Source organism: Streptomyces sp. NPDC059852, from assembly GCF_042731455.1.
In the GTDB taxonomy this organism is placed as follows: domain Bacteria; phylum Actinomycetota; class Actinomycetes; order Streptomycetales; family Streptomycetaceae; genus Streptomyces.
The window spans coordinates 25565-46204 of sequence record NZ_JBHWJK010000027.1 but is presented as its reverse complement, the minus strand read 5'-3'; the positions used below and the strand labels follow the sequence as shown (position 1 = coordinate 46204).

Below are 20640 nucleotides of genomic sequence, written 5' to 3'. Positions count from 1 at the left end.
GGGACGCGGTCGGCGCCTCCCGCTGGCCGCGGGAGGCGCCGACGAGCATGGGGCTACTTCAGCTTGACGGCGTCGCCCGTCGAGACGACCCGCGCCGTGGTGGTCGTGCCGGGGAAGAAGTACCTCCAGCTGCCCGCCGAGGTGGCGGTGACCTTGGTGCGGAGGTTGCCGGAGCTGTCCGTCTTCACCGTCTTCACGGTGCTGTAGTGGGCGGTACCCGCCTTCCTGTACTGGAGCTTCACCGTCTGGCCGGTGTAGCCGTGGTACTTCAGGTCCTCCCAGTTCGCACGGGACAGCTTGCCCGTGATCGTGAGGGAGGCACCCTTGGCCACCGGCTCGGGCGTGGCGTCGGTCGTGAGCTTCGACGCCCGCTTCATCTTGAACTCGGCGATGTGGTCGGAGATCCAGTAGTCACCGTCGTTGGCCTTGACGGTGGCGTTGACCTGCCACACCCCGGCGATGGTGTTGATGTCGCCAGGAATGCTGTCCGGGAGCCACCCCGGGGCGACCGTCATCGTGGCCGTGCACACCGACGTGGTGGAGCTCTTCTTCTCACACCGGGTGCCCGTCCAGTCGCTGAAACCCCAGCCCTTGGACTTGCTGAAGACGCTGATGTCCGACAGGCCCTTGGCGCCGGAGTTGTCCTTGATCGTGATGGCGATCGGGTACGTGACCCGCGCCGATGTGCCGACGATGACGTTGTTGCCGCTGTTCACGACGGTCTTGGTGACCCGTACGTCCCCGCGGCCCTCGGCGTGCGCACCCGTCGCGCACAGCAGCGTCAGCGCCGCCGCACCCGCCACGGCGCCGATCGCTCCGGCCCGTCGACCCGGTGCGGCCGTACCGGCCGCGCCGGCCGTTCTGCCTCGCATGATCCCTCCCCTGTGATGTGGGAGGTGAGGCTACACAGCCAATTGGCCTGGCGGCGCGGCGGGGTGGTCCGACGGTTACGCCTGGGGCGCGACGGCTACGAGTACAGCGCGACGGCTCCGCCCCACAGCGCGCCGGGGTTCAGGCGGTCGGGGAAGCGTTCCAGCATGGCGTTGAAGAAGCCGAGCGCGTCGTCGTGCTGCCTGAGGAGTTCGTCGGCGGTGTCGAGGTAGAGCCGGGTCTCAACGATGGCGCGGGTGGCGTCGTCGTCCAGGGCCTTGTTCTTGTGCCCGGTGACGATCCGGCGGGGCCGCAGCTCCTCGACGATGTCGATCGCCTTGCGCCACGCGTCACGGCCGCCGTTCCGGGACTCGACGAGGTACTGGTGCACACCGTTGTAGACGACGTCTCCCGCCACGACGAGGTCGAGGTCGGGGACGTGCAGGACGCTGGTCTCGTCGGTGTCGCTGTGCCCGACCTCCACGATGACCAGGTCATGGCCTTCGAGGGAGAACCGGTTGCCCGGCACGGTGACGGCGGTGACGGGCGCGTCCGGGATCTGCCCCGGGAAAAGCCTGTCCCAGAACTGCGGGCGGATGGAGACGTTGCGGTGCATCTCCTTGATCGTGCCCTCGGAGGCGACGACCTGGGCGCCGAAACGTTCCGCCAGAACCCCCGCGGTGAACCAGTGGTCGCCGTGACCATGGGTGGCGAAGACATGGGTCAGGTTCTTGCCGGTGGCCTCGACCCAGTCCCCGACCGCCTCTGCCTGCTCCGAGGTCAGCGGCGGGTCCACGAGGACGGCGTCGTGCTCCCCGTGGACGAGCGTGACGGACAGGGGCGAGAACATCCTCCGGTCCCCGTTGGGGACCAGGTCCGTGACGTTCTGCGGGATCGGGTCGGCGACGAAGACGTCGTAGGCGAGAGGGCTGCTGGTGGGCATGGCGGGTTCCTAACTGACAGGGCCGGCGCCGGCGGCCCGGCCGGACGACCGGTCGGCAGCGGCGGCGGCGAGGGCGGCGTGATACGCCGGGCCCCGGATGATCGTGACGGCGTCCTGGTCGACCGGCTCGCCTCGCTCGTCACGGAATTCGAGGTGTACGGGCCGCTCCCCGTCGGCCGCGTAGACGACGCCCTGGCCCGTCTCCTGAGGACGGTGCCGGTCCCCCCAGGCACTGAGGGCGGCGAGCACCGGCAGCACGTCGCGGCCGGCCTCCGTGAGGACGTACTCCTCGCGGCTGCGCTCTCCCTCTTCCTGATAGGTCACGCGCTCCAGAAGACCGGCGTCCACGAGATCGCCGAGCCGCTGGCCGAGGGTCGCGTTCGGGATACCGATGCGCTGGAACTCCGCGAATCGAGTACGCCCGAGGAACGCCTCGCGCAGCAGCAGAAGGTTCCACTTCTGGCCCAGGACGGCGAGCGTGCGGGCGATCGAGCAGTGCCGGTTCGCGGGGAGTGACATGGCGTCCATGACTTCCATGGTACGCAGACTCTGAAAAATGAACACAGCATCTGGCATCAATTTTTGTATCCAGGGTCACAGTCCCTGACGGGAGAGCCGGACAGCCGCTTCCGAGCAGATCCGATCAGACGTCCTCGGCCCCCGCGCCAGGCACCTCACCCGCACGCAGGGTCATGACCCCCGCGTCCCAGCTCGCCACCATGGCGAACGGGAAGCGGTCCAGTTCGAGGCAGAGGGGGACGTCGTCCGGGTGGACGCCTTCGCGCACCCCCGTCGCCAGTTCCTCGGCGGCACGTGACGCGGCGGCCCGGCGCAGGAAGGGCGCGGCCTGGTCGGCCGCTGCCGCCGGGGTGCCCTCGGCCGCCCGCAGCGCTATGTACTGCGCGCACGCGAGATCCTCCTCGGCCCGCCCGTCCTCCCCCGTGACCACGAACGTGACCGTGTCGCAGGCACGCGACCGCAGAAGCCGAGCCGTGGCCTCCGCCACCGCGAAGGCGGCGCAGAGCACCAGCGACGCGTCCTTGACCGCGAGGGCGCCGACCGTCCCGGCCGTGGTCTTCTGTACGACCGTTCGCCCGCGCAGGTCCATCGACCGCAGCATGCCGGGTGAGTTGACCGTGTCGAAGCCGGGTGCCCGTGGGCCGTCCTTGATCGCCACCCAGTCCGGGTGGCGTGTCTTGAGGGCCAGGGCCTCGTCCAGCGACTCGGCGAGCACGATCCGCTCCGCTCCCCGTGCGAACGCCCACGCGGCCACCGTGAAGGCGCGCATCACGTCGATCACGACCGCGACGGAAGGGACTTCGGCCAGTTCGGCGATGCCGAGGTATCGGGTGTCCATGCGGCCATGCTCAGGGATGATCAGGGCCTGCCGCCTGCCATTTGCCGTGCCCGGCGGCGGCGGGCCCGGGTCCGCGCGGCCACCCGGGCGTGTGGAAACCTGACGCCCATGACTGCTGCCCCCATCGACTGGCCGTCCCTCGCGGCCGACGGGTACCCCTTCCCCGAGCAGACAGCCGCCTCCCGGCTGGTCGACGAGTTGGCGGCGGCGCTGGTGTCGCCCGATCCCCGGGTCCGTGACGACGGGGCCTACACCGCGGCCGCCCGCTGGATCAGGGAGGGGCGTCTCGACGCCGCCCTGGAGGAACTCGGGGACTCAGCCGCCGGCCGGTTCACCCGTCCCGAGACACAGGCCCGTACTTTCGCGCCGTTGATCATCTGTCTGGTGCTGACGCGTGCGGCCGGGGTCTCCGGTCTCGTCCCGCGGCAGGCCGCCGAGCGCTGGTACGCCGCCTTCTCCGCCTGGTACCCGAACGAGCGGGACACCCGCGGCTGGGACGACTCCCTGGGCTGGCTGCACGCCGTCGCCCATGGCGCCGATGTCGCCGCGGCGTTCGCGAAGGTCCTCCCCCACCGCCGTACGGACCTGCTCGACCTGTGCGCGCGAAGGGTGACGGAGCCTCAGACCGGTTACCGGTACGCGCAGTTGGAGGATGCCCGGCTGGCCCGGGCGCTGGTGCGGGTGCTCCAGGCACCTGGCCTGTCGTCGGCGGAGGCCACCGGCTGGCTGGACGTGGTGGCCGAGGCGCTGGAGGGCGGCGGGCCCGGCCCCGTGCCGGTGTGGGCCTTCAACACCTTCGCCACCCTTCAGTCCCTCCATCTGCATCTGACGCGTGGCATCGCCGACGAGGACGTGCCTCCGCACGCCCCGGCGGTGGCCGGTCGGGTCGCCGAACTCCTGCGCCTGCCCTATCACTGGCTCGCCTGATCCGAAGCATGGGCTCGTACAGGCGAATCGGCACCCGCTCTCCTCACCGGCCCCTTTTGTCCTCTGGCCAACGCGCGTAGACAAGGGCACCATCGTCACCGCACCACCTGCACCGCCGCCCCGCCCCACAGGAATCACGGCCCCAGCAGGAAGGCTCTGACACATGAAGGTCGCTCCCTCGCCGAAGCTCCGGTCGGCACTCACCGCACTCGCTCTGGTCGTCGCCCCCGGCGTCGCCGTCCTCGGCACCGCCGGTGAGGCGTCGGCCGTGACCAAGATCAGCCATGCCACGGCCACCTCGATGTTCCGGCAGGCCGGCATCACCTGGTCCTCGTCCGGCGGCTGCTCGGACCGCAACGTCGCCACGTGTACGTCGTTCGAGCAGCTCAACCTCGCCACCGCACAGGGCGCCCAGACCCTCAAGGGCGCCAGTGGCTGCGCGCTGAACATCACCGGTGGCACCGAGACCGGTCACGCCTCCGGGACGTACTCGCACTGGAACGGCTACAAACTGGACTTCGGCAAGAACACGTGCGTGACCAACTACGTGAAGAACACCTTCGCCTACATCGGTGTGCGCGGTGACGGAGCCCCGCAGTGGCGTTCCGGAGCCGGCAACGTGTACGCCGACGAGGGCAACCACTGGGACGTCACCTTCTACAACTGCGGCGGCTGCTGAGCCCGCCGGCCCTCCCCGACCAGCCGCTCGGTAGGGTTCGCCCGTCGTGATCGACGGAGCGCGGCCGTACGGCCGTCGGGGAGGGGCTGGTTGTGGGCGGGTTGCCGGGCGTTTTCACGCTGCCGAGGATGGTGCGGCACTTCGCCGCCACCGGCGAGGGACTGCCGCCGGACGCTGCGGTGGAGGTGGACGCCCCGGACGCCGCCCTGCGGGCCGCCCTGGACGCGGCACGGTCGGGGGCCTGGGAGCCCGCGGCCGACCTGTTGGCACGCACGCGCGCCGACCGGGACTGGGAGGAGCGCGGCCGCCGCAGCGCGGGCCTCGCCGAGTTGGCCCTGCATCACACGGGGTGGTTCGACGAATGGCGTGCGGCTCGGCCCGGCGACCCCGACGCCGCCCTCGTCGCCGCGGAGTTGGCGATCGACCGCGCCTGGGAGATCCGCACGGCCGCACGGGCGCGCCATGTGTCGCGGGAGCAGTTCCAGGCTTTCCACGCGGTGCTGCGTGACGCCGAGCCCGTGCTGCGCGCGGCGGCCGACCTCAACCCCGGGGATCCGGTGCCATGGCGGGTGTTCATCGCCCACGCCATGGGGCTGGGCGCCCCACGGGAGGTGTTCGAGGCGTACCTCGACAGCGGGCGCGCGGCCGATCCGCATCACGTGGGCCTGCATGCGCGCGCGGTGCAGTACCTGGCGCAGAAGTGGTACGGCTCGCACGCGGAGATGTTCGCGTTCGCCGAGTCGGCGGCGGCCGCGGCTCCGGAGGGGTCACCGCTGCGAGGGCTTCCGCTGCACGCGGTGACCGAGTACGCGCTCGATCACGACGCGGGTGTGGAGCAGGGGCCGGTGCCCTGGTCACGGATCGAGGCGATCGTCGACGCCGGCCTGGAGCTGTCCGGCGGGTTCGGGCCCGGCGACCGGCGGGCGGCGGGCTTCCGCAACCACCTGGCGCTCGCTCTGATCCGCTCCGGTCGCGAGGCCGACGCCCTGGACGTCTTCCGGCTGATCGGCACGGACGCGCGCACGTTCCCCTGGGCGTATCTCGGGGACCCCCGTGAGGTGTTCCTGCAGATGCGGCAGGGGGTTCGGGCTCATGTCGCGCGCCGGACGCCGTACTTCCGCGGCAGCGTCGCGGTTCCCGGCCCCGCCCCGGCGGCGCCGTCGGCGCAGTCTCCGGCAGCCCTGCCCGCGGCCCTGGCCGTGGCACATGTGCGTGCTTCCCTGCCGGACGTCCGCGAGGCCGTTCTGATCACCGGTACGGCCATGCGTCTGGCTCCGGCGCCGGGCGGCGGCACCTTCGTCGAGACGGCGCCTTCGACGGAGCCGCCCGGCCGGCGCAAGGGCCTCCGGTCGACGCTGCTCGGCGAGGGTGAACTGGCCCGCTCGGCCACGACGTTCAGCCGCGGGGAGAAGTGGCCGGTCCTGGTCGTCGCCAAGGAGGGCGCCGACTACACCTTGCGGCTCCTGCGCGACGGCCGTCTCGTGACGGCCCATGTGTGGTGGGCCGACCCGGCGGAGATGCCGACCCAGCAGGAGGCGGCGGAGCGGGCGACCGCTCTGGCGGCGGCCTACGGCAAGGACGACCATCGGCCCCTCGCCGCCGCGTTGCGGGGCACGGGAGATGCCCGGCGGCACCTGGACGAGGTCATGACGGCGCTCGGGCTGCCCGCGCTCCCCGAGGGGTTCGGGCATCGGCCGGAACCGCTGGCGGAGGCCCGGGGCGCGCAGGTCGTCGAGCGGCGGTCCCTGTTGCGTGCCATCAAGGAGACGCTGTCGTCGGACGGCGGGGCCTCCGGCGGAGAGCTCCCTCCGCTGTCCTGAGCCCGGCGGGGGGCCACGGGCCGGGCGGGTCCGCCCGGCCCGGAACGGCCGGAAGGACCCCCGATTCCCCGGCCCGCCCGGGCCCCCTCCGGGGGCGCCGGCAGGCCCGCCCCGGGGCTCAGCGCTTCAGCGTGAACGTGAAGTCCTCCGCGATCCGCCCTGTCAGGCGGACCGCGGAGACCAGGCTCCCCTCCTCGATGAGCCGTTCGACCTCGGCCCTCGGGAGGCCTCGGCCTTCGGCGATCAGGCGGACCGGCCGGACGGGGATGCGGGCCGTGAAGCGCACCGTGACGTCGATGACGTCGGCCTGCGGCGGTGCCGGGTCGGCGCCGGTGTCGAGGCGCCAGGCGCCCGCCCAGTCGAGGGCGACGCGGTTGCGGCGCCGTACCACCGGGTCCTGGAGCACCTCGGCCACCAGGCTCGGGGCGTTGGCGTGCAGGCGGTCCAGCAGGGCCGCGGGTATGGAACGCACGTGCGCCCGCTCCAGGACGGTGAGTTTCGCCGTGCGCCCACAGGAGGCGCAGAGCACGAGGAGCCAGGCGTCGAGGAGCTTGTGGTGGGCGTTGACGCGGAATTTTCCGCTCGCCCGCGAGCGCGGGGACGCGCAGGTGGCGCAACGGCGGAGGACATATGGAAGACAGGTGGGTGCGACCACCCAGGTCTGGAGCACAGAAGTACACCGGTTTCAGTGAGAGTCCGCAGCAGAAAGGGGCGCGGCGCACAGGCGCGACGCGCGACACGTCAGCAGTCGGGGGGTCTCACAGGGTGTACAACGGCACGTCCTTCGTACGGGAGTTGGGCCGGGCAGCACGGTAGTGATCGCCGCCGGGCGGGTTCCACTCATTTTTCGGCTCGGCGACCGGGGCGCAGTACGCGACCGGTCGCCCGGGACGATCGCCGGTCAGGCCATACCGAACTTCTCGGCGTGCACCTGGTGGGCGGGGACCCGCAGGTCCCGCAGACCGGCCAGGACGGCGGTCGTCATGGCCGGCGGGCCGCAGACGTACACGTCGCGTTCGGTGACGTCGGGGACCAGCTGGTGCAGGCTCTGCGCGCCGAACGGCGGTGCCCCGGCCTCGCCGGTCCGGCCGGTGAGCAGGTGCAGCCGGCCGCCGCGCCGCTCCACCAGGCGGCGCACCTCGTCCAGGAGGACGGCGTCGGCCTCGCTGCGGACGCGGTACAGGACGACGACGTCGCCGGTGGTCTGTTCCTCCAGCATGGCCCGGACCGGGGTGATGCCGACGCCGCCGGCGATGAGCAGGGCGCCGGGCCGGGTGCGGTGCAGGGCGGTGAAGGCGCCGTAGGGGCCCTCGACGAAGGCGCGGCTGCCGACGGGGACGTTCCGCAGTCCGGCGCTGGTGCTGCCGACCGCCTTGGCGGTGAGGCGCAGTCCGCGTCCGTCGGGGGCGGCGGACAGGGAGAAGGGGTTGGCGAGCCACCAGTGGTGGTGTCCGGGGAACCGCCAGATGCAGAACTGCCCGGCGCGGGCGGGGAGTCTGTCGAGGTGGCGGCCGGTGACGTACACGGAGACCACGTGGTCCGACTCGGGGACGACGGCCGACACGGTGAACCGGTGGTAGGCGTTGCGCCACAGCGGCAGGACGAGGCGCCCGGTCAGCAGCGCGCCGAAGGCGAACAGCCACAGGATCCACCAGTAGGCGGTGGCGAACGACGAGGCGGTGAAGGTCGTCGTCTCCTGCAGTTGATGGACGAAGGCGAGGCCGAGGGCGACGTAGAGGGTGAGGTGCAGCCCGTGCCAGACCTCGTACGGCAGGCGCCGGCGCAGGGGCCGGGTGGAGACGGCGGCGATGACGACGAGAACGGCGGCGGCGAGCATGCCGAGCAGGGAGGCCGGGACACCGCTGAGCGCGACGAACGTCTTGGCCATGGTCGTGTCGTCGAGCGTGGCGTAGCCGAGGACGACGAGGGTGGCGTGGGTGAGGACGGTCCACAGCAGGGTGAAGCCGACCCAGCGGTGCCACACCGTGAGGCGGTCCATGCCGATCCGGCGGTCCAGCCAGGGCAGACGGGCCACCAGCAGCAGTTGGAGGAAGATCAGCAGGGCCGCGTGCAGTCCGAAGAACTTGGCGACGGTGAGCACGTCGTTCTTGCCGGAGCCGGACGCGATGAACAGCGACTCGACGATCACCACGTTGACGAGGACGAACGCCCACATCGCCCGGCGGGCCACGGTCACCGGTGGGAGAGTGCGGGTCCTGATCTCGTTGGTCGCCGCCGTCATCGTCGTCCTCGTTCCCCCGTGGCCGCAGTCCGTGCGACCGTGTGCCCACACCGATGAAGACCGGGAGGTCCGGCCGGGCCCCGCCCCCGATCGGGTAAGAATACGGCGGGGAGGCCGCTTCCGTTCAGGCCGGAACCCTGCGATGTGGCGGCCTTTTTCCCGTCCGGGGCGCCGGGTTCAGTAGGGCAGTCCTTCGGTGACCGCGCGGAGGGCGGCGTGCAGGCAGGCGGCGAGCGCGTCGGCCGATGCCTCGCCGCCGTTCGCGCACTGCGCGGCGTAGTCCTCGGCGGCGATCCGCAGCGCCCCGTTGACCATGCTGGCGTGCACCTTCACCTGGAGCCGGTCGGCGCCGGTGCCGGCCCGGGCGGCGAGGAGTCCGGCGATGACGGGCAGGGCGTCGTCGTGGGCCTGCAACCAGACGGCCCGGAGCGCCGGTTCGTCTACGGTCATCCGGATCAGGTCCAGGACGGCCGGGTCGACGGTGGGAAGGGTCCCCCGACGGCAGGAGTCGGTGAGGTAGTCCAGCAGCCGTATCCGGGGCGGCCAGTGGCGTAGCTGGTCCGTGGCGGCGTCGAGCCCGGCGGTCAGCAGCGGACGTACACAGCTCTCCTTGGTCGGGAAGTGACGCCACAGGGTGCGGGCCGAGACGCCGACGCACTGGGCTATCTGCTCGCCGGTCGTCCCGGTGACCCCCTGGGTGGCGAACAGGCCCACGGCGGCCCGGGCGATCTCCAACCGGAGGGCGGCTCTGCGGCGTTCGGCCAGCGGCGGCGCGACCACCGCTTCGCTCATCGCGGTCACGGTTCCGGATGCCTCGCCCACTGTCGCCGCCCCATCTCACTGCGTCACCGATCACCGCAGCATAGTGGCGCTCCCCAACTGGCACATGCAGACGTCTTGTCACTGAGTGACACCCGCTCCTACTCTCCAGTAGCTGACTCGCGAGTAAGTCCCTTGCCGCGCGAGCCGGTTCTCTCGTCGTTTCTCCCCACGGCCTCCCGGGCCGAGGCCACGCGCCTTTCGACGAAGCAAGGAGTGAGCCGCATGACGTACACCCCGCCGACCCCTGCCCACGAACCCCCGGCCAGATCCGCCCCCACACGCCCTGCGCCCGGAGCCCGCGGCCTCCTGTGCGCGCTGGCCGTCGCCGCGTGCCTGACCGCCCAGGCCATACCCGCGGCGGCCAGGGAACCGGGCCCCGTCGTCTCACGCGGCGTCACCATCCCGGCCTTCTACCAGCCGCCCACCACGCTGCCCGCCACCGACGGGGCGCTCGTGCGCACCGAGCCGCTGCGCCTGGCGCTCAGCCTCCCCGGGCTCGACGGCCGTCCGCTGCCCGGCACAGCGACCCGCCTGATGTACAAGTCGACCGACGCCAACGGACAGCCCGTCGCGGTCACCGGCGCCTACATCGAGCCCTCGGCCCGCTGGAAGGGCGGCGGCCCGCGTCCCGTCGTCGCCGTGGCACCCGGGACGATGGGGCAGGGCGACCAGTGCGCCGCCTCCCTCGGCCTGGAGAAGCCGATCTCCTTCAACGGGCGGACCATGTCCGTGGGGTACGAGGACATCGCCGTGTACCGGCTGCTCGCCACCGGCGTCGCCGTCGTCGTCACCGACTACGTCGGCCTCGGCGCCACCGACCGGGTACACACCTACGTCAACCGCGTCGAGGGCGGCCACGCCCTGCTCGACGCCGTGCGCGCGGCCCGCGCCCTGCCCGGGTCGTCCGTCTCCGCGGACTCCCCCGTCGGCCTGTACGGCTACAGCCAGGGAGGCGGCGCCAGCGCCTCGGCCGCCGAACTCCAGCCCACGTACGCCCCCGACGTCGTCCTGGCCGGCGCCTACTCGGGCGCACCGCCCGCCGACCTCGTCGCCGTGACCAAGGGCATCGACGGCAGCGCGCTGGCCGGCGCCCTCGGCTGGTCGGTCAACGGCTTCCTGCAGAACACGCCCGAACTGCGGGCCATCGCCGACGCGCACCTCAACAGCGTGGGCCGCAGGGCCCTGGCCGACCTGTCCACGGCGTGCGTCGGGGACGCCATCCTCGGCTACGCCTTCCGCAAGAGCACCTCGTGGACGACCGACGGCACGTCCCTCAACGACGTCGTGAAGGCCGAGCCGCTGCTGCAGCGGGTCCTCGACGACCAGCGCATCGGCCGCCGCACGCCGACCGCCCCGGTGCGGCTGGCCACCGGCGTGAAGGACGACATCGTGCCGCACGGCCAGGCCCGGCAGCTCGCCGTCGACTGGTGCGCGAAGGGCGCCGACGTCACCTACAAGCCCATCCGGCTGCCCAACCTCGGCGACGGACTGCTCACCAACCACGTGGCACCGCTGCTCCTCGACCAGGGCGACGCCATCGACTGGCTGACGGACCGCCTCTCCGGCACCCCGGCCACCTCCAACTGCCGTTCCCTGCCGCTCCAGCCCTGACCGACGGCACCCCGAACAGCCGAGCCGCACGCCACCCCACTTCGCGTGCGGCTCGGCGCCGTCCCTACGAGGTCTCCGAGCGCCTACCGGCCCTCGCGCTGCAGCACGCGATGCGCGGCCTCCGCCTCCGCCGCGGGCGGGGAGAGTTCGTCCAGGGTGTCGAGCTCGTCGTCGAACTCCAGCTCCCACTCCCATGCCGCCGCGAGGCGCTCCTGCTCCTGACGCGACCTGTCGCCGACCGCTCGGCGGTGCTCCGGGTCCAGGGCCGCGAGGAATCGTCCGACCGTGTCCGTGGCCATGTCCGCTCCTTGTCGCCTGGGAGGTGCCGACGTCCCCAGCATGACGGACAACCCGCCGGTCGGCCGCTCGGCGGCACCGCACCCATGGGCCTGCCCACCCCGTGGCCGAGATCGGTCGGCGCGAAAACCGCCTTGCCCAATGGTCAAGAAACGTTGACCATTGCTCACATGCCCACCGACGACACCCCCGAGACGTTCCACGTCACCACGGACGAGCAGTTGCGCGCCGTCTCCAACCTCACGCGGCACCGGATCATGGCCGTGCTCCGCTTCGAACCGGCGACGATCACGCAGATCGCCGAGCGGGTCGGCCTCGCGAAGGGAAGCTCCAGCTACCACGTGCGGCTGCTGGAGCGCGCCGGGCTGGTGAAGGTGGTGCGGACCCGGAAGGTGCGGGGCGTCACCGAGCGGTACTACGCCATGGCCGCCCGGGCGATCGTGCTGCCCGATCCCGGCGAGGGCGCGCCGGACGTGCTGATGCGGCACGCGGTGGCGGACCTGGAGGCGTCGCCGCCGGACGCCGAGCGGCACGTACGGATGGCGCATCTACGGCTCACCGACGAGCAGTTCGCCGAGCTGGGAGCGCGGCTGCAGGCGCTGGCGGACGAGTACCGGGCGCTGTCCGATCCCGCGCTGCCGGACGTCACGCTCGCCTTCGCGCTGTTCCGGCCGGCGCCGGTCCGGCAGCCGGAGGGGGACGCCGAGTGAGTCAGCGATCAGGCACGTCGACGGCCGGGTTCGGGCGGTTGTGGGCCGCGCAGACGACCTCCTCGCTCGGTGACGGGATCACGCACGCCGCGCTGCCGCTGCTCGCGCTGACGCTCACACGGGACCCGATGACGCTGGCCGTCGTCACGGCCGCGGGGACGCTGCCGTGGCTGCTCTTCGGCGTGCTCGGCGGTGCCCTGGTGGACCGCTGGGACCGAAGGCGCACGATGTGGGTCACCGACGCGGCACGCGCGGTACTGCTCGGAACAGCCGCCGCGGCGGCCGTGCTCGACGTGCTGAGCATCCCCCTGCTCGCGGCCGTCGCGTTCCTGCTCGGCCTCGGCGGGCTCTTCTTCGACACGGCCGCCACCGCCTATCTGCCGGATCTCCTGCGCCGCGACCCCGCGCTCCTGGAGCGCGCCAACTCCCGGCTGCGCGGGGCACAGACCGCCATGTCCGGGCTCGCGGGGCCGCCCGCGGGCAGTGCCCTGCTCGCGTTCGGACGGGCGTTCCCGCTGCTCGCCGACGCGGTGTCGTTCCTGGTCTCCGCCCTGCTGGTCCGATCGCTGCCCGCCACGCCCCGGCCCGCCCCGGACGCCCGCGAGTCGCTGCTCCGGCAGGCGCGGGCCGGTGCCTCGTACGTCTTCCGGGACCGTCTGCTGCTCGGGCTCGCGCTGCGCCCGGCGGTCGGGAACATCGCCTTCCTCGCCGTGGAGACGGTCCTGGCCCTCTTCGCGCACGAGCGTCTCGGCATCGGCTCCTCCGGTTTCGGTCTGCTCCTCACGGCGGAGGCCACCGGCGGTCTGCTCGGGGCGGCCATCGCCTCCTTCCTCGGGCGGCGGCTCGGCACCGGCACGGCACTGACCTGCACGGCCGCTGTCGAAGGGCTCGCGATCCTGGGCCTGGCCGCCGCCCCGAACCCGTACGCGGCCGGGTCGGCGCTCGCCGTCTGCGGGGCCGGCATGGGCGCCACGATGGTGCTCGGGCCCTCCCTCCGCCAGGCGATCGTCCCGGCACAGCTGATGGGGCGGGTCGCGTCCACCTCCCGGATGCTGGCCATGTGCGCCGCCCCCGTCGGGGCCGTCCTCGGCGGCTGGCTGGCCACCGCGTACGACGTGCGGACCCCGCTCTACGCCGCCGGTGCCCTCCTGCTGTCGATGACGGCGGTCACGGCGTCCATGACCACCGACCGCCGGGTGGAGGCGGCACTGCGTGCCGCCGCGCCGGAACGCCGCGAGGGTGCCGTGCGGGAGCCGGCGTCGGGCCGGTCCTGACGCCTCGCCCAGGGGCGCGTCACCCCGCGCCCATGGTCTTCGCCGCGGCCTCGGCGAAGTCGTGCACGAGAGCGGACCGGCGGGTGGCCCGCCAGGCCAGCGCCACCTCGCTCGGGCCGATGTCCCGTACGGGTACGGGCACCACGTCGGACCGGGTGTAGAAGGTGGCGGTGGACAGCGGCAGTACGCAGACGCCGGCGCCCGACGCGACCAGTTCCAGTTTCTCCTCGACCTGGTGGATCACCGGCACCTCCGGCCGGTGCCCGTCGCGCAGCTCCAGCGCCACGTCACGCCATTCCGGTACGGCGTCCGGGTCCTGGAGGAGATGCTCGGCGGCCAGGTCGGCGGCGGACAGCGAGGCGCGGCCGGCCAGCGAGTGCCCCAGCGGCAGCATGACGACGCGGGGCTCCCGGAAGAGCGGCCGTACCTCGAGGCCCTGCCGCTCGACGGGCAGCCGGACCACGCCGATGTCCGCGCGGCCGTCGCGCAGCACCTCCACCTGGCTGGCCCAACTGGTGCGCAGCAGGCGGACGTCGACTCCGGGGTGCCGTTCGGCGAAGGCCGTCAGCGCCGGGGTGACGGTGATGCCGGGCATGAAGCCGACGATGAGGGTCGGGGTGTCGCGTGCCGCCGTGGAGACGCGCCGCAGAAGGGCCTCGGCGGAGGCGAGCAGGGGGACGGCGTCCTCCAGGAGTTGCCGGCCGGCCGGGGTGAGGCGGGTGCCGCGCCGGCTCCGGTCGAAGACCTCGGTGCCCAGGTCGTCCTCCAGGCTCCGGATCTGCCGGGACAGCACCGGCTGCGCGATGTGCAGCCGTTCGGCGGCCCGCCCGTAGTGCAGTTCCTCGGCCACGGCCACGAAGTACCGCAGCTTGCGCAGGTCGAGGTCCACGGGGCTCGCCCTTCCTTCCGGTCGTTCAGGTCACCGTCCGGCGAGGACGGACAGCGGGTCGGTGTGGGCGGGGACCCAGCCGAGCTCCGCCTGGGCGCGTGCCGGGGTGAACTGCTGGTCCAGGGCGAAGGCGTCCGCGATGGGGCCCATCTGTGCGCGTGCCTCGTCCAGGGTGAGCGTGACGGTCTTGCCGTCGAGGCCGACCGCGTGCGCCACGGCGAGGGAGCACTCCTTCGCCGTGGGGTTGACGCCGCCCACTCCGACGTAGACGGCGCCCGGCGCGGCGCGCAGCGCGGCGACGTACAGCTCGGCGATGTCGTCGACGTGGACGAGCGGCCAGTGGTTGCCGCCGTCGCCGATGCAGGGGACGGCTCCGGCCGCCTTGCCGGGGGTGCCGTAGAACATGTCGATCAGGCGGTTCTCGCCGCCGTACAGCAGTCCGGGGCGGATCACGACGGGTCGGCCGCCCTGCTGGGCGCGGGCCAGTACGGCGTCCTCGACGGGCCGGCGCCAGGCGACGAGGGACGGCGGGTTCCAGGGGGCGGTCTCGTCGGCGACGCCGTCCGTGTCGCCGTACACCCAGGTGCCGCCGGTGTGGAGGTAGGGGCCGCCACCGATGCCGTCCTGGAGGGCGGTGGCGGCCGCGAGGTCCTCGTCGCCGGTGGTGGCCTGGGCGAGGTGGATCACCGCCTCGGCGCGGGCCGCCGCGCGGTTCATGACGTCGAGGTCGCCCAGTCCGCCGCGGACGGGCGTCGCCCCGAGGGCGTGGACGGTGTCGGCGGCCCGGTCGGTGCGCGCCAGCGCCTCCACCGTGTGTCCGTGGCGGACGAGTGCGCTGATCGTGGCCTTGCCGATGTATCCGGATCCGCCGGTGAGGAAGGTCTTCATGGTCGTGGCTCCTATGTCGTCGCCGTGCCGGGTGGCTGTGTCGACCAGCCTGCGTCCGGGGGCGGTGCCGCGTCCAAGACCTCTTTCGGCGTCTGTGATACCCGCGGGGCATCAGGGTTCACGCGCGCGGTCAGGCGGGGGCGGGCTGCCAGAGCTCGACGCGGTTGCCCTCCGGGTCGGTGACCCAGCCGAAGCGGCCGACGCCGGCCATGTCCTGCGTCTCCTCCGCCACGTCGGCTCCCTTGGCGCGCAGCTGGTCCAGCATGGCGTCGAGGTCGCGGACCCGGAAGTTGAGCATGGTGGCCTGGGAGCGGGACCCGAAGTAGTCGGTCCCGGAGTCGAAGGTGGCGAACACCGTCGGACCGGTCTCCTGCCGCCATACGCCGTGGTCGTCGGTGTCCAGGCCGAGGCAGTCGCGGTACCAGGCGTTCAGGGCCGCCGGGTCACCGGCCCGCAGGAAGTATCCGCCGATGCCGAGCACTCGTTCCATGCCGTCATCCTGCCACGCAGGGGCGGGCGGGCCCCGGTCACGAGGGCAGGCGCAGCGCCAGCAGGGCGACGTCGTCGTCGTTGTCGTGGGGCCGGGCGCGCCGCAGCAGCTCGTCGGCGAAGTCGTCCAGGCCGCGGTGGACGAGCGAGGCGGCGTGCCGGCGCAGGTTCTCCAGGCCGGTGTCCAGTGACTGGCGGCGGGACTCGATGAGGCCGTCCGTGTAGAGCACGAGGGTGGACTGCGGGGGGAGGGAGAGCCGGGCCTCGGTTCTCGGCCGGGGTGACGGCATCCCGAGGAGCATGCCGTTGGCCTCGGTGAGGTAGCGGGTCAGACCGTCGCGGCCGATGAGGAGAGGCGGGGGGTGCCCGGCGCTGGTCCAGCGCAGCGTCCAGGCACCGGCGGCGTCGACGGCCAGCCGGGCGAGGACCATCGTCGTCATCCGGACGTCGGTGATCTGCCGCATGGCGTCGTTGAGGTGCTGGACCGTGTGGTGCGTGGGCCGGTCCTCGGACCAGGTGAAGGCGCGCAGCATGTTGCGCAGTTGGGCCATGCCGGCGGCCGCCTCGAGGTCGTGGCCGACGACGTCGCCGATGACCAGGGCCGTGTCCCCGAAGGGCAGCGGGAAGGCGTCGTACCAGTCGCCGCCGACGTAGGAGGCGTCGGGCGCCGAGAGGTAGCGCGCGGTCATCTCCACGCCGGGCAGACGAGGCAGCTGGGGCAGCAGGTAGCGCTGCATGGTCTCGGCGACCTGGCGCTGGCGCTGGAAGTGGCGGGCGTTCTCCAGTGCCAGGCCGATGCGCCGTCCTATGTCCTGGAGCAGGGCGAGGTCGGCGGTGGTGAAGACGTGGTGCCGGTCGGAACGGCCGAGGGTGATGGCGCCCAGGACCTCCCGCGGGCCGCGGATCGGGGCTATGGCGGCGGTCTGGATCCCCGCCGTCTGGAACAGCCGGCGCTGCTCGACGGCGATGCCGCTGTCCGGAGGGCCTTGATAGGTCTCGGGTCCCGCGAGGTTCGACGCCACGCCGCGCAACGCCCGGGAGAGCGGCATGGGGGACGCGTCGGAGACGGGTGGCATGGGGCCCTGCAGGTCGGCGCGCTCGACGAGGCCCGTCGGCCCCGCATGGATCACCAGGTGCCGCGAGACGTCCGCCGCGTCGGTGATCAGGTCGATGACGGCCCAGTCGGCGAGCCGGGGCAGGACGAGCTGCACGACCCGGCGCAGCGCCTCGTCCACGTCGTTGTTGGAGATGAGCTGGGCGGTGGTGTCGGCCAGGAGTGCCAGGCGCTCGAGTTCGGACAGGGAGCGGCCGGCGGCCGGTGGTGACGGGGGTACGGAGTCCGAGAGGACGTCTCCGCCGGTGTCGATCATGGTCGCTCCTCATTCCCGCTGTGCAACGCGGCGCCGGACGATGCGACCTGGGCCCTCGAACCCGCTCGCATGACGCGAAGGGCGGTGGAAGGGCCGCGAAACCGTCCGGCGTGCTCGGGCACGCGACGGACGAGGTGCTGCGGTCGGGTCGATGATGGACGAGTGGGGTCGTGCCTTGGCGAGGCTGCTGTGTCCCCAACAACCGACCGAGCGGCCCAGAAGGCCGAACTTTATTTGTACCACAGACTCGCCGGACGGCGGCCGCTCGCGTGGGGTGCGACCGGCACGGCGACTCCGGACCTGGTCAGAGCAGGCGCAGGACGCCGACGACCTTCCCGAGGATGCGGGCGTCGTCGCCGGGGATCGGGTCGTAGGCGGGGTTGCGCGGCATGAGCCACACCCTCCCGTCCTGGCGGCGCAGCACCTTGACGGTGGCCTCGTCGTCCAGGAGGGCGACGACGATGTCTCCGTGGTCGGCGCTGTCCTGCCGTTTGACGGTGACGATGTCGCCGTCGCAGATCGCGGCCTCGATCATGCTGTCGCCGGACACCGTCAGGGCGAACAGGTCGCCGTCGCCGACGACTTGGCGGGGCAGCGTGTAGACGTCCTCGATCATCTCGGCGGCGAGCAGGGGCGCGCCCGCGGCGATACGGCCCACCAGGGGCACCTCGACCGGGGCGGTGCCGGTGGTGGGGAGGTCGGGTGCCCAGGAGGGCCGTACCTGGTAGGCGCGGGGGCGGTGCGGGTCGCGGTAGAGGACGCCCTTGCGTTCGAGCGCCATCAGCTGGTGCGCGACGGAGGAGGTGCTGGCGAGGGAGACGGCCTGGCCGATCTCCCGCATGGACGGCGGGTATCCCTGCCGTTCGACGGTCTCGGTGATGAAGCGGACGATGGCCGCCTGGCGGTTCGTCAACTCCCCCGCCGGGGTGCGGGGACCCGGGGGGCGGCCCCGGCGGGCGGGCACAGTGTCGTCCATCCCGACACACCTCCGTACAAGATCGTTCGGAATGACCCTAACCTGCCGCCCTCCACAAATGGAACACCTTGACGAATTCGTGGGGTCCTCGACCCTCCTGGGCGGGCCGTCCGGCTCAGGCGGCCTGCGGTTCGGGGCGCCGGCGCGGCTGGAGCTCGGGGCGTCCGAACAGCAGCGCGTAGCCCTCGGGGAGCTGGTCGAGGATGCGGTCCACGAGGTCGTGGCCGGCCAGGCCGGCGATGACGTTGAAAACGGTGCCGGTGTTCCAGCGGGCGACGGCGGGACTGGTGCCGGTCCGGTGCGCCAGGTCCTTCACGAAGCCCCAGCCGGTCGACCGCTCGGTGGCGGGCACCTGGCCGGTGAACTCCAGGGCGGCCGGCAGCGGCAGCCGGGCGGCCAGGTCGACGCGTTCGTCGCCGGTGAGCTGGCGGCCGAGTGCGGCGAGGACCTGGAGCGTCACCTCCTCGGCCCGCTGCCGGGTGGGGTAGGCGCCTTCGTAGCGCACCTTCGCCAGCAGGGCGTCGTAGGTCGTCGCGGCGTCACGGCGGTAGTGGAGCTGCGCGGTCATGTCGGGTGGCGTGCCTTTCGTGTCGGGGGAGCCTTGGTGTGCCGGTCGCGGCCGGCCAGGGCCTTGAGCCGTCGCCGTCGACGGGCGTACGGGCTCCGGTCGTGCGTGGGGGGGCTGGGGGCGCAGGTCGTGGAGCGGGGCGCGGGACAGAGGACTGGGCACCCGGACGACCCTGTGCGGGGGGCCGTGCGGGCTGTGCGCCCCGGCCGTCCCGGCGATGGACAGGGAGAGCCGGGCCTGGGCGGGCGCGTCCGGGCCGCACAGGGGCCCGCGGACGCGCCCGCCTCGCCCGGGTGTCAGGTGTGCGCCGAGGTGCTGCCTGCCTCACCGGCGGCCCGCGGCGGGCCGGTGCTAGCCAGTACGGATGCGTACGACTCCGTCCGGCCCGCGGGGCGTGCGGCGTCGGCAGGCGCGGCCGGTAAAGCGGCTGTCCGGCGCCGCTCAGGCGGAGAGCTCCCTGCGCCGCGACGAATCGCCGACGACGATCTTGCGCGGCTTGGCGCGCTCCGCGATCGGGATGCGCAGGGTCAGCACCCCGGCCTCGTAGTCGGCCTCGATGTGCTCGGTGTCCAGCGTGTCGGCGAGCATCACCCGGCGGGAGAAGACGCCCAGCGGCCGCTCGGACAGCTCCATGCGGACGTCGTCCGCGGTGCTCGGCCGGCGCTCCGCCTGGACGGTCAGCATGTTCCGTTCGACGTCGATGTCGATCGCGTCCGGGCTCACCCCGGGGATGTCCAGCTCGATCACGTAGACATCGCCTTCGCGGTGGGCGTCCATCGGCATCGCCGCCGGGCGCGACCAGGTGCCGGTCGTACCGAAGACCTGACCGGCGAGCCGGTCCAGTTCACGGAAGGGGTCGGTGCGCATCAACATCGGCAAAACACCTCCTGTGCGTCGGGCAGTCACTTCCTGCCAATGCGCTTCACCTGAACCCGTTGTACCATGTCATCGGAACGATGACAAACGTGATGTCAACGAAGTGATGACGTACGGGAACACTTCGGAACGCCATTCACGACGAACCCAAGGAGGAGGGCCGTGCCGACGCCCGACGAGCGATCCGCCCACCGCACCCCGGCGTCCTTCCTGGCGGCGGAGACGGCACTGCGCGCCATGACGGAGGCGGTGCGTGCCGCGCGGACCGCCCCGGCGGGCGACGCGGGAGACGCCCCGCCCGCCCCGGAGCAGGCGCTGGCCGTCCTGATGCTGCTGCGCGAGGTGCGGGACCAGCTCGCGCAGTGGGAGCCGAACCTCATCGAGGCCGCCCGCGCGGCCGGTGCCAGCTGGGCCGACCTCGCCGGGCCGCTCGGCGTCGCGAGCCGCCAGGCCGCCGAGCGGCGCTATCTGCGGGGACGCCCCGGCGGTGACGGCGACACCCGTGAGCAGCGCGTCAAGGCCACCCGCGACCGGCGCGCCGCCGACCGCAAGGTGACCGCGTGGGCCCGGAGCAACGCCGGCGAGCTGCGCAGCCTCGCCGGTCAGATCGCCGCGCTGCCCGATCTGCCGGAGGCCGCCCTCCCGCCGCTGCGGCGCCTCGCCCATGCGCTGGCCGACGACGACGCCGCGCTGCTGCTGGCGCCCCTGACGGACACCGAGCCGCATCTGCGGGCTCAGCACCCCCGGCTCGCCACCCGGATCGGCGACCTCACCAGCCACGCCGACCGGCTGCGCCAGGACAGCGACGCGGACCGCGGGGCCCGGCCCTGACGGTGCCGCCCGCGCGCGTTGCGGGCGGCACCGTTCGGGTGACCCGCGACGCGTATGCGGGCCGGGAGGAGAGGCGCGGGTCCAAGGGGGGTACCCGGTCCGGTCCCGACGTGACGGCGACGACATCGGGCGCTCGCCGTGTTTGCGACCGGTGCGGGTGAGCAGGCGATGGTCTGCACATCAGCGCTCGGCAGAAAGGAC

General features: G+C 72.8%; 22 protein-coding genes. 7 read left to right on the top strand and 15 right to left on the bottom strand.

The annotated features are described in order from the left end of the window. Positions 1-53: 53 nt before the first annotated feature. The 4 genes from ACFV46_RS27855 to ACFV46_RS27840 all read right to left on the bottom strand — a co-directional run bounded on the left by ACFV46_RS27855 (position 54) and on the right by ACFV46_RS27840 (position 3170). Entirely contained in the window at positions 54-872 is an 819-nt protein-coding gene (locus ACFV46_RS27855; protein WP_385500231.1) for a hypothetical protein, read from the bottom strand. A 95-nt stretch (positions 873-967) separates the two neighbouring features. Further along, positions 968-1813, bottom strand: a complete 846-nt coding sequence (locus ACFV46_RS27850) for an MBL fold metallo-hydrolase (RefSeq protein WP_385500229.1) — start codon at positions 1811-1813, stop codon at positions 968-970. Between the two features lie 9 nt (positions 1814-1822). Beyond that, positions 1823-2341 carry a winged helix-turn-helix transcriptional regulator gene (locus ACFV46_RS27845; protein ID WP_385500227.1) on the bottom strand — a complete coding sequence of 173 codons (519 nt, stop codon included), beginning with the start codon at positions 2339-2341 and terminating at the stop codon, positions 1823-1825. Positions 2342-2456: 115 nt separating this feature from the next. Next, a complete protein-coding gene (locus tag ACFV46_RS27840) occupies positions 2457-3170 on the bottom strand; it encodes a 2-phosphosulfolactate phosphatase (RefSeq protein WP_385500226.1) in 714 nt (237 codons plus the stop codon). A gap of 108 nt (positions 3171-3278) precedes the next feature. On the opposite strand from ACFV46_RS27840, the gene ACFV46_RS27835 reads away from it, so the two are divergent. From ACFV46_RS27835 to ACFV46_RS27825, 3 genes are all read left to right on the top strand, one after another. Continuing rightward, positions 3279-4097, top strand: coding sequence for a DUF2785 domain-containing protein (locus tag ACFV46_RS27835; protein WP_385500224.1), 819 nt, complete (start codon positions 3279-3281; stop codon positions 4095-4097). Positions 4098-4260: 163 nt separating this feature from the next. Continuing rightward, positions 4261-4776 carry a hypothetical protein gene (locus tag ACFV46_RS27830; protein WP_385500223.1) on the top strand — a complete coding sequence of 172 codons (516 nt, stop codon included), beginning with the start codon at positions 4261-4263 and terminating at the stop codon, positions 4774-4776. Positions 4777-4904: 128 nt separating this feature from the next. Next, a complete protein-coding gene (locus ACFV46_RS27825; protein WP_385500221.1) occupies positions 4905-6596 on the top strand; it encodes a hypothetical protein in 1692 nt (563 codons plus the stop codon). Positions 6597-6714: 118 nt separating this feature from the next. Here the strand turns inward: ACFV46_RS27825 and ACFV46_RS27820 are convergent, their stop codons facing one another. The 3 genes from ACFV46_RS27820 to ACFV46_RS27810 form a co-directional block, all read right to left on the bottom strand. After that, positions 6715-7266, bottom strand: a complete 552-nt coding sequence (locus ACFV46_RS27820; protein WP_385500220.1) for a DUF1062 domain-containing protein — start codon at positions 7264-7266, stop codon at positions 6715-6717. Between the two features lie 231 nt (positions 7267-7497). Then, the gene (locus ACFV46_RS27815) at positions 7498-8838 is read right to left on the bottom strand and encodes a ferric reductase-like transmembrane domain-containing protein (RefSeq protein WP_385500217.1); all 1341 of its coding nucleotides are present in this window, start codon (positions 8836-8838) and stop codon (positions 7498-7500) included. Between the two features lie 177 nt (positions 8839-9015). Further along, complete coding sequence (locus ACFV46_RS27810; protein ID WP_361937015.1) at positions 9016-9630, bottom strand: helix-turn-helix domain-containing protein; 615 nt, start codon at positions 9628-9630, stop codon at positions 9016-9018. 252 nt (positions 9631-9882) lie between these two features. Here ACFV46_RS27810 and ACFV46_RS27805 point away from each other — a divergent pair, with 252 nt between their 5' ends. Further along, positions 9883-11271: a lipase family protein gene (locus tag ACFV46_RS27805; RefSeq protein ID WP_385500216.1), complete on the top strand. Its 1389-nt coding sequence runs from the start codon at positions 9883-9885 to the stop codon at positions 11269-11271. 83 nt (positions 11272-11354) lie between these two features. Here the strand turns inward: ACFV46_RS27805 and ACFV46_RS27800 are convergent, their stop codons facing one another. Then, a complete protein-coding gene (locus ACFV46_RS27800) occupies positions 11355-11570 on the bottom strand; it encodes a hypothetical protein (RefSeq protein ID WP_361937011.1) in 216 nt (71 codons plus the stop codon). A gap of 168 nt (positions 11571-11738) precedes the next feature. Between ACFV46_RS27800 and ACFV46_RS27795 the strand changes: the two genes are divergently transcribed. Together ACFV46_RS27795 and ACFV46_RS27790 are read left to right on the top strand one after the other, a co-directional pair. Beyond that, complete coding sequence (locus ACFV46_RS27795; protein ID WP_361937009.1) at positions 11739-12278, top strand: winged helix-turn-helix domain-containing protein; 540 nt, start codon at positions 11739-11741, stop codon at positions 12276-12278. Next, entirely contained in the window at positions 12275-13552 is a 1278-nt protein-coding gene (locus ACFV46_RS27790; RefSeq protein WP_376726151.1) for an MFS transporter, read from the top strand. Before ACFV46_RS27795 ends, ACFV46_RS27790 begins: the two co-directional genes overlap by 4 nt. A 19-nt stretch (positions 13553-13571) precedes the next feature. Here ACFV46_RS27790 and ACFV46_RS27785 read toward each other — a convergent pair whose 3' ends face one another. The 7 genes from ACFV46_RS27785 to ACFV46_RS27755 form a co-directional block, all read right to left on the bottom strand. Then, positions 13572-14441 carry a LysR family transcriptional regulator gene (locus ACFV46_RS27785; protein ID WP_385500214.1) on the bottom strand — a complete coding sequence of 290 codons (870 nt, stop codon included), beginning with the start codon at positions 14439-14441 and terminating at the stop codon, positions 13572-13574. A gap of 30 nt (positions 14442-14471) precedes the next feature. Next, complete coding sequence (locus tag ACFV46_RS27780) at positions 14472-15329, bottom strand: NAD-dependent epimerase/dehydratase family protein (RefSeq protein WP_361937005.1); 858 nt, start codon at positions 15327-15329, stop codon at positions 14472-14474. 130 nt (positions 15330-15459) lie between these two features. Next, on the bottom strand, positions 15460-15819 hold the full coding sequence (locus ACFV46_RS27775; protein ID WP_385500212.1) for a VOC family protein: 360 nt from the start codon (positions 15817-15819) through the stop codon (positions 15460-15462). A gap of 37 nt (positions 15820-15856) precedes the next feature. Next, complete coding sequence (locus ACFV46_RS27770; protein ID WP_385500211.1) at positions 15857-17188, bottom strand: PP2C family protein-serine/threonine phosphatase; 1332 nt, start codon at positions 17186-17188, stop codon at positions 15857-15859. Between the two features lie 304 nt (positions 17189-17492). Further along, entirely contained in the window at positions 17493-18164 is a 672-nt protein-coding gene (gene lexA, locus ACFV46_RS27765; RefSeq protein WP_361936999.1) for a transcriptional repressor LexA, read from the bottom strand. A 115-nt stretch (positions 18165-18279) separates the two neighbouring features. Further along, positions 18280-18732, bottom strand: a complete 453-nt coding sequence (locus ACFV46_RS27760) for a DUF2267 domain-containing protein (RefSeq protein ID WP_385500210.1) — start codon at positions 18730-18732, stop codon at positions 18280-18282. Positions 18733-19173: 441 nt separating this feature from the next. Next, complete coding sequence (locus ACFV46_RS27755) at positions 19174-19605, bottom strand: Hsp20/alpha crystallin family protein (RefSeq protein WP_361936995.1); 432 nt, start codon at positions 19603-19605, stop codon at positions 19174-19176. A 165-nt stretch (positions 19606-19770) separates the two neighbouring features. Between ACFV46_RS27755 and ACFV46_RS27750 the strand changes: the two genes are divergently transcribed. After that, positions 19771-20439 carry a type III effector protein gene (locus ACFV46_RS27750; RefSeq protein WP_376726147.1) on the top strand — a complete coding sequence of 223 codons (669 nt, stop codon included), beginning with the start codon at positions 19771-19773 and terminating at the stop codon, positions 20437-20439. The last annotated feature ends 201 nt before the right edge of the window (positions 20440-20640 follow it).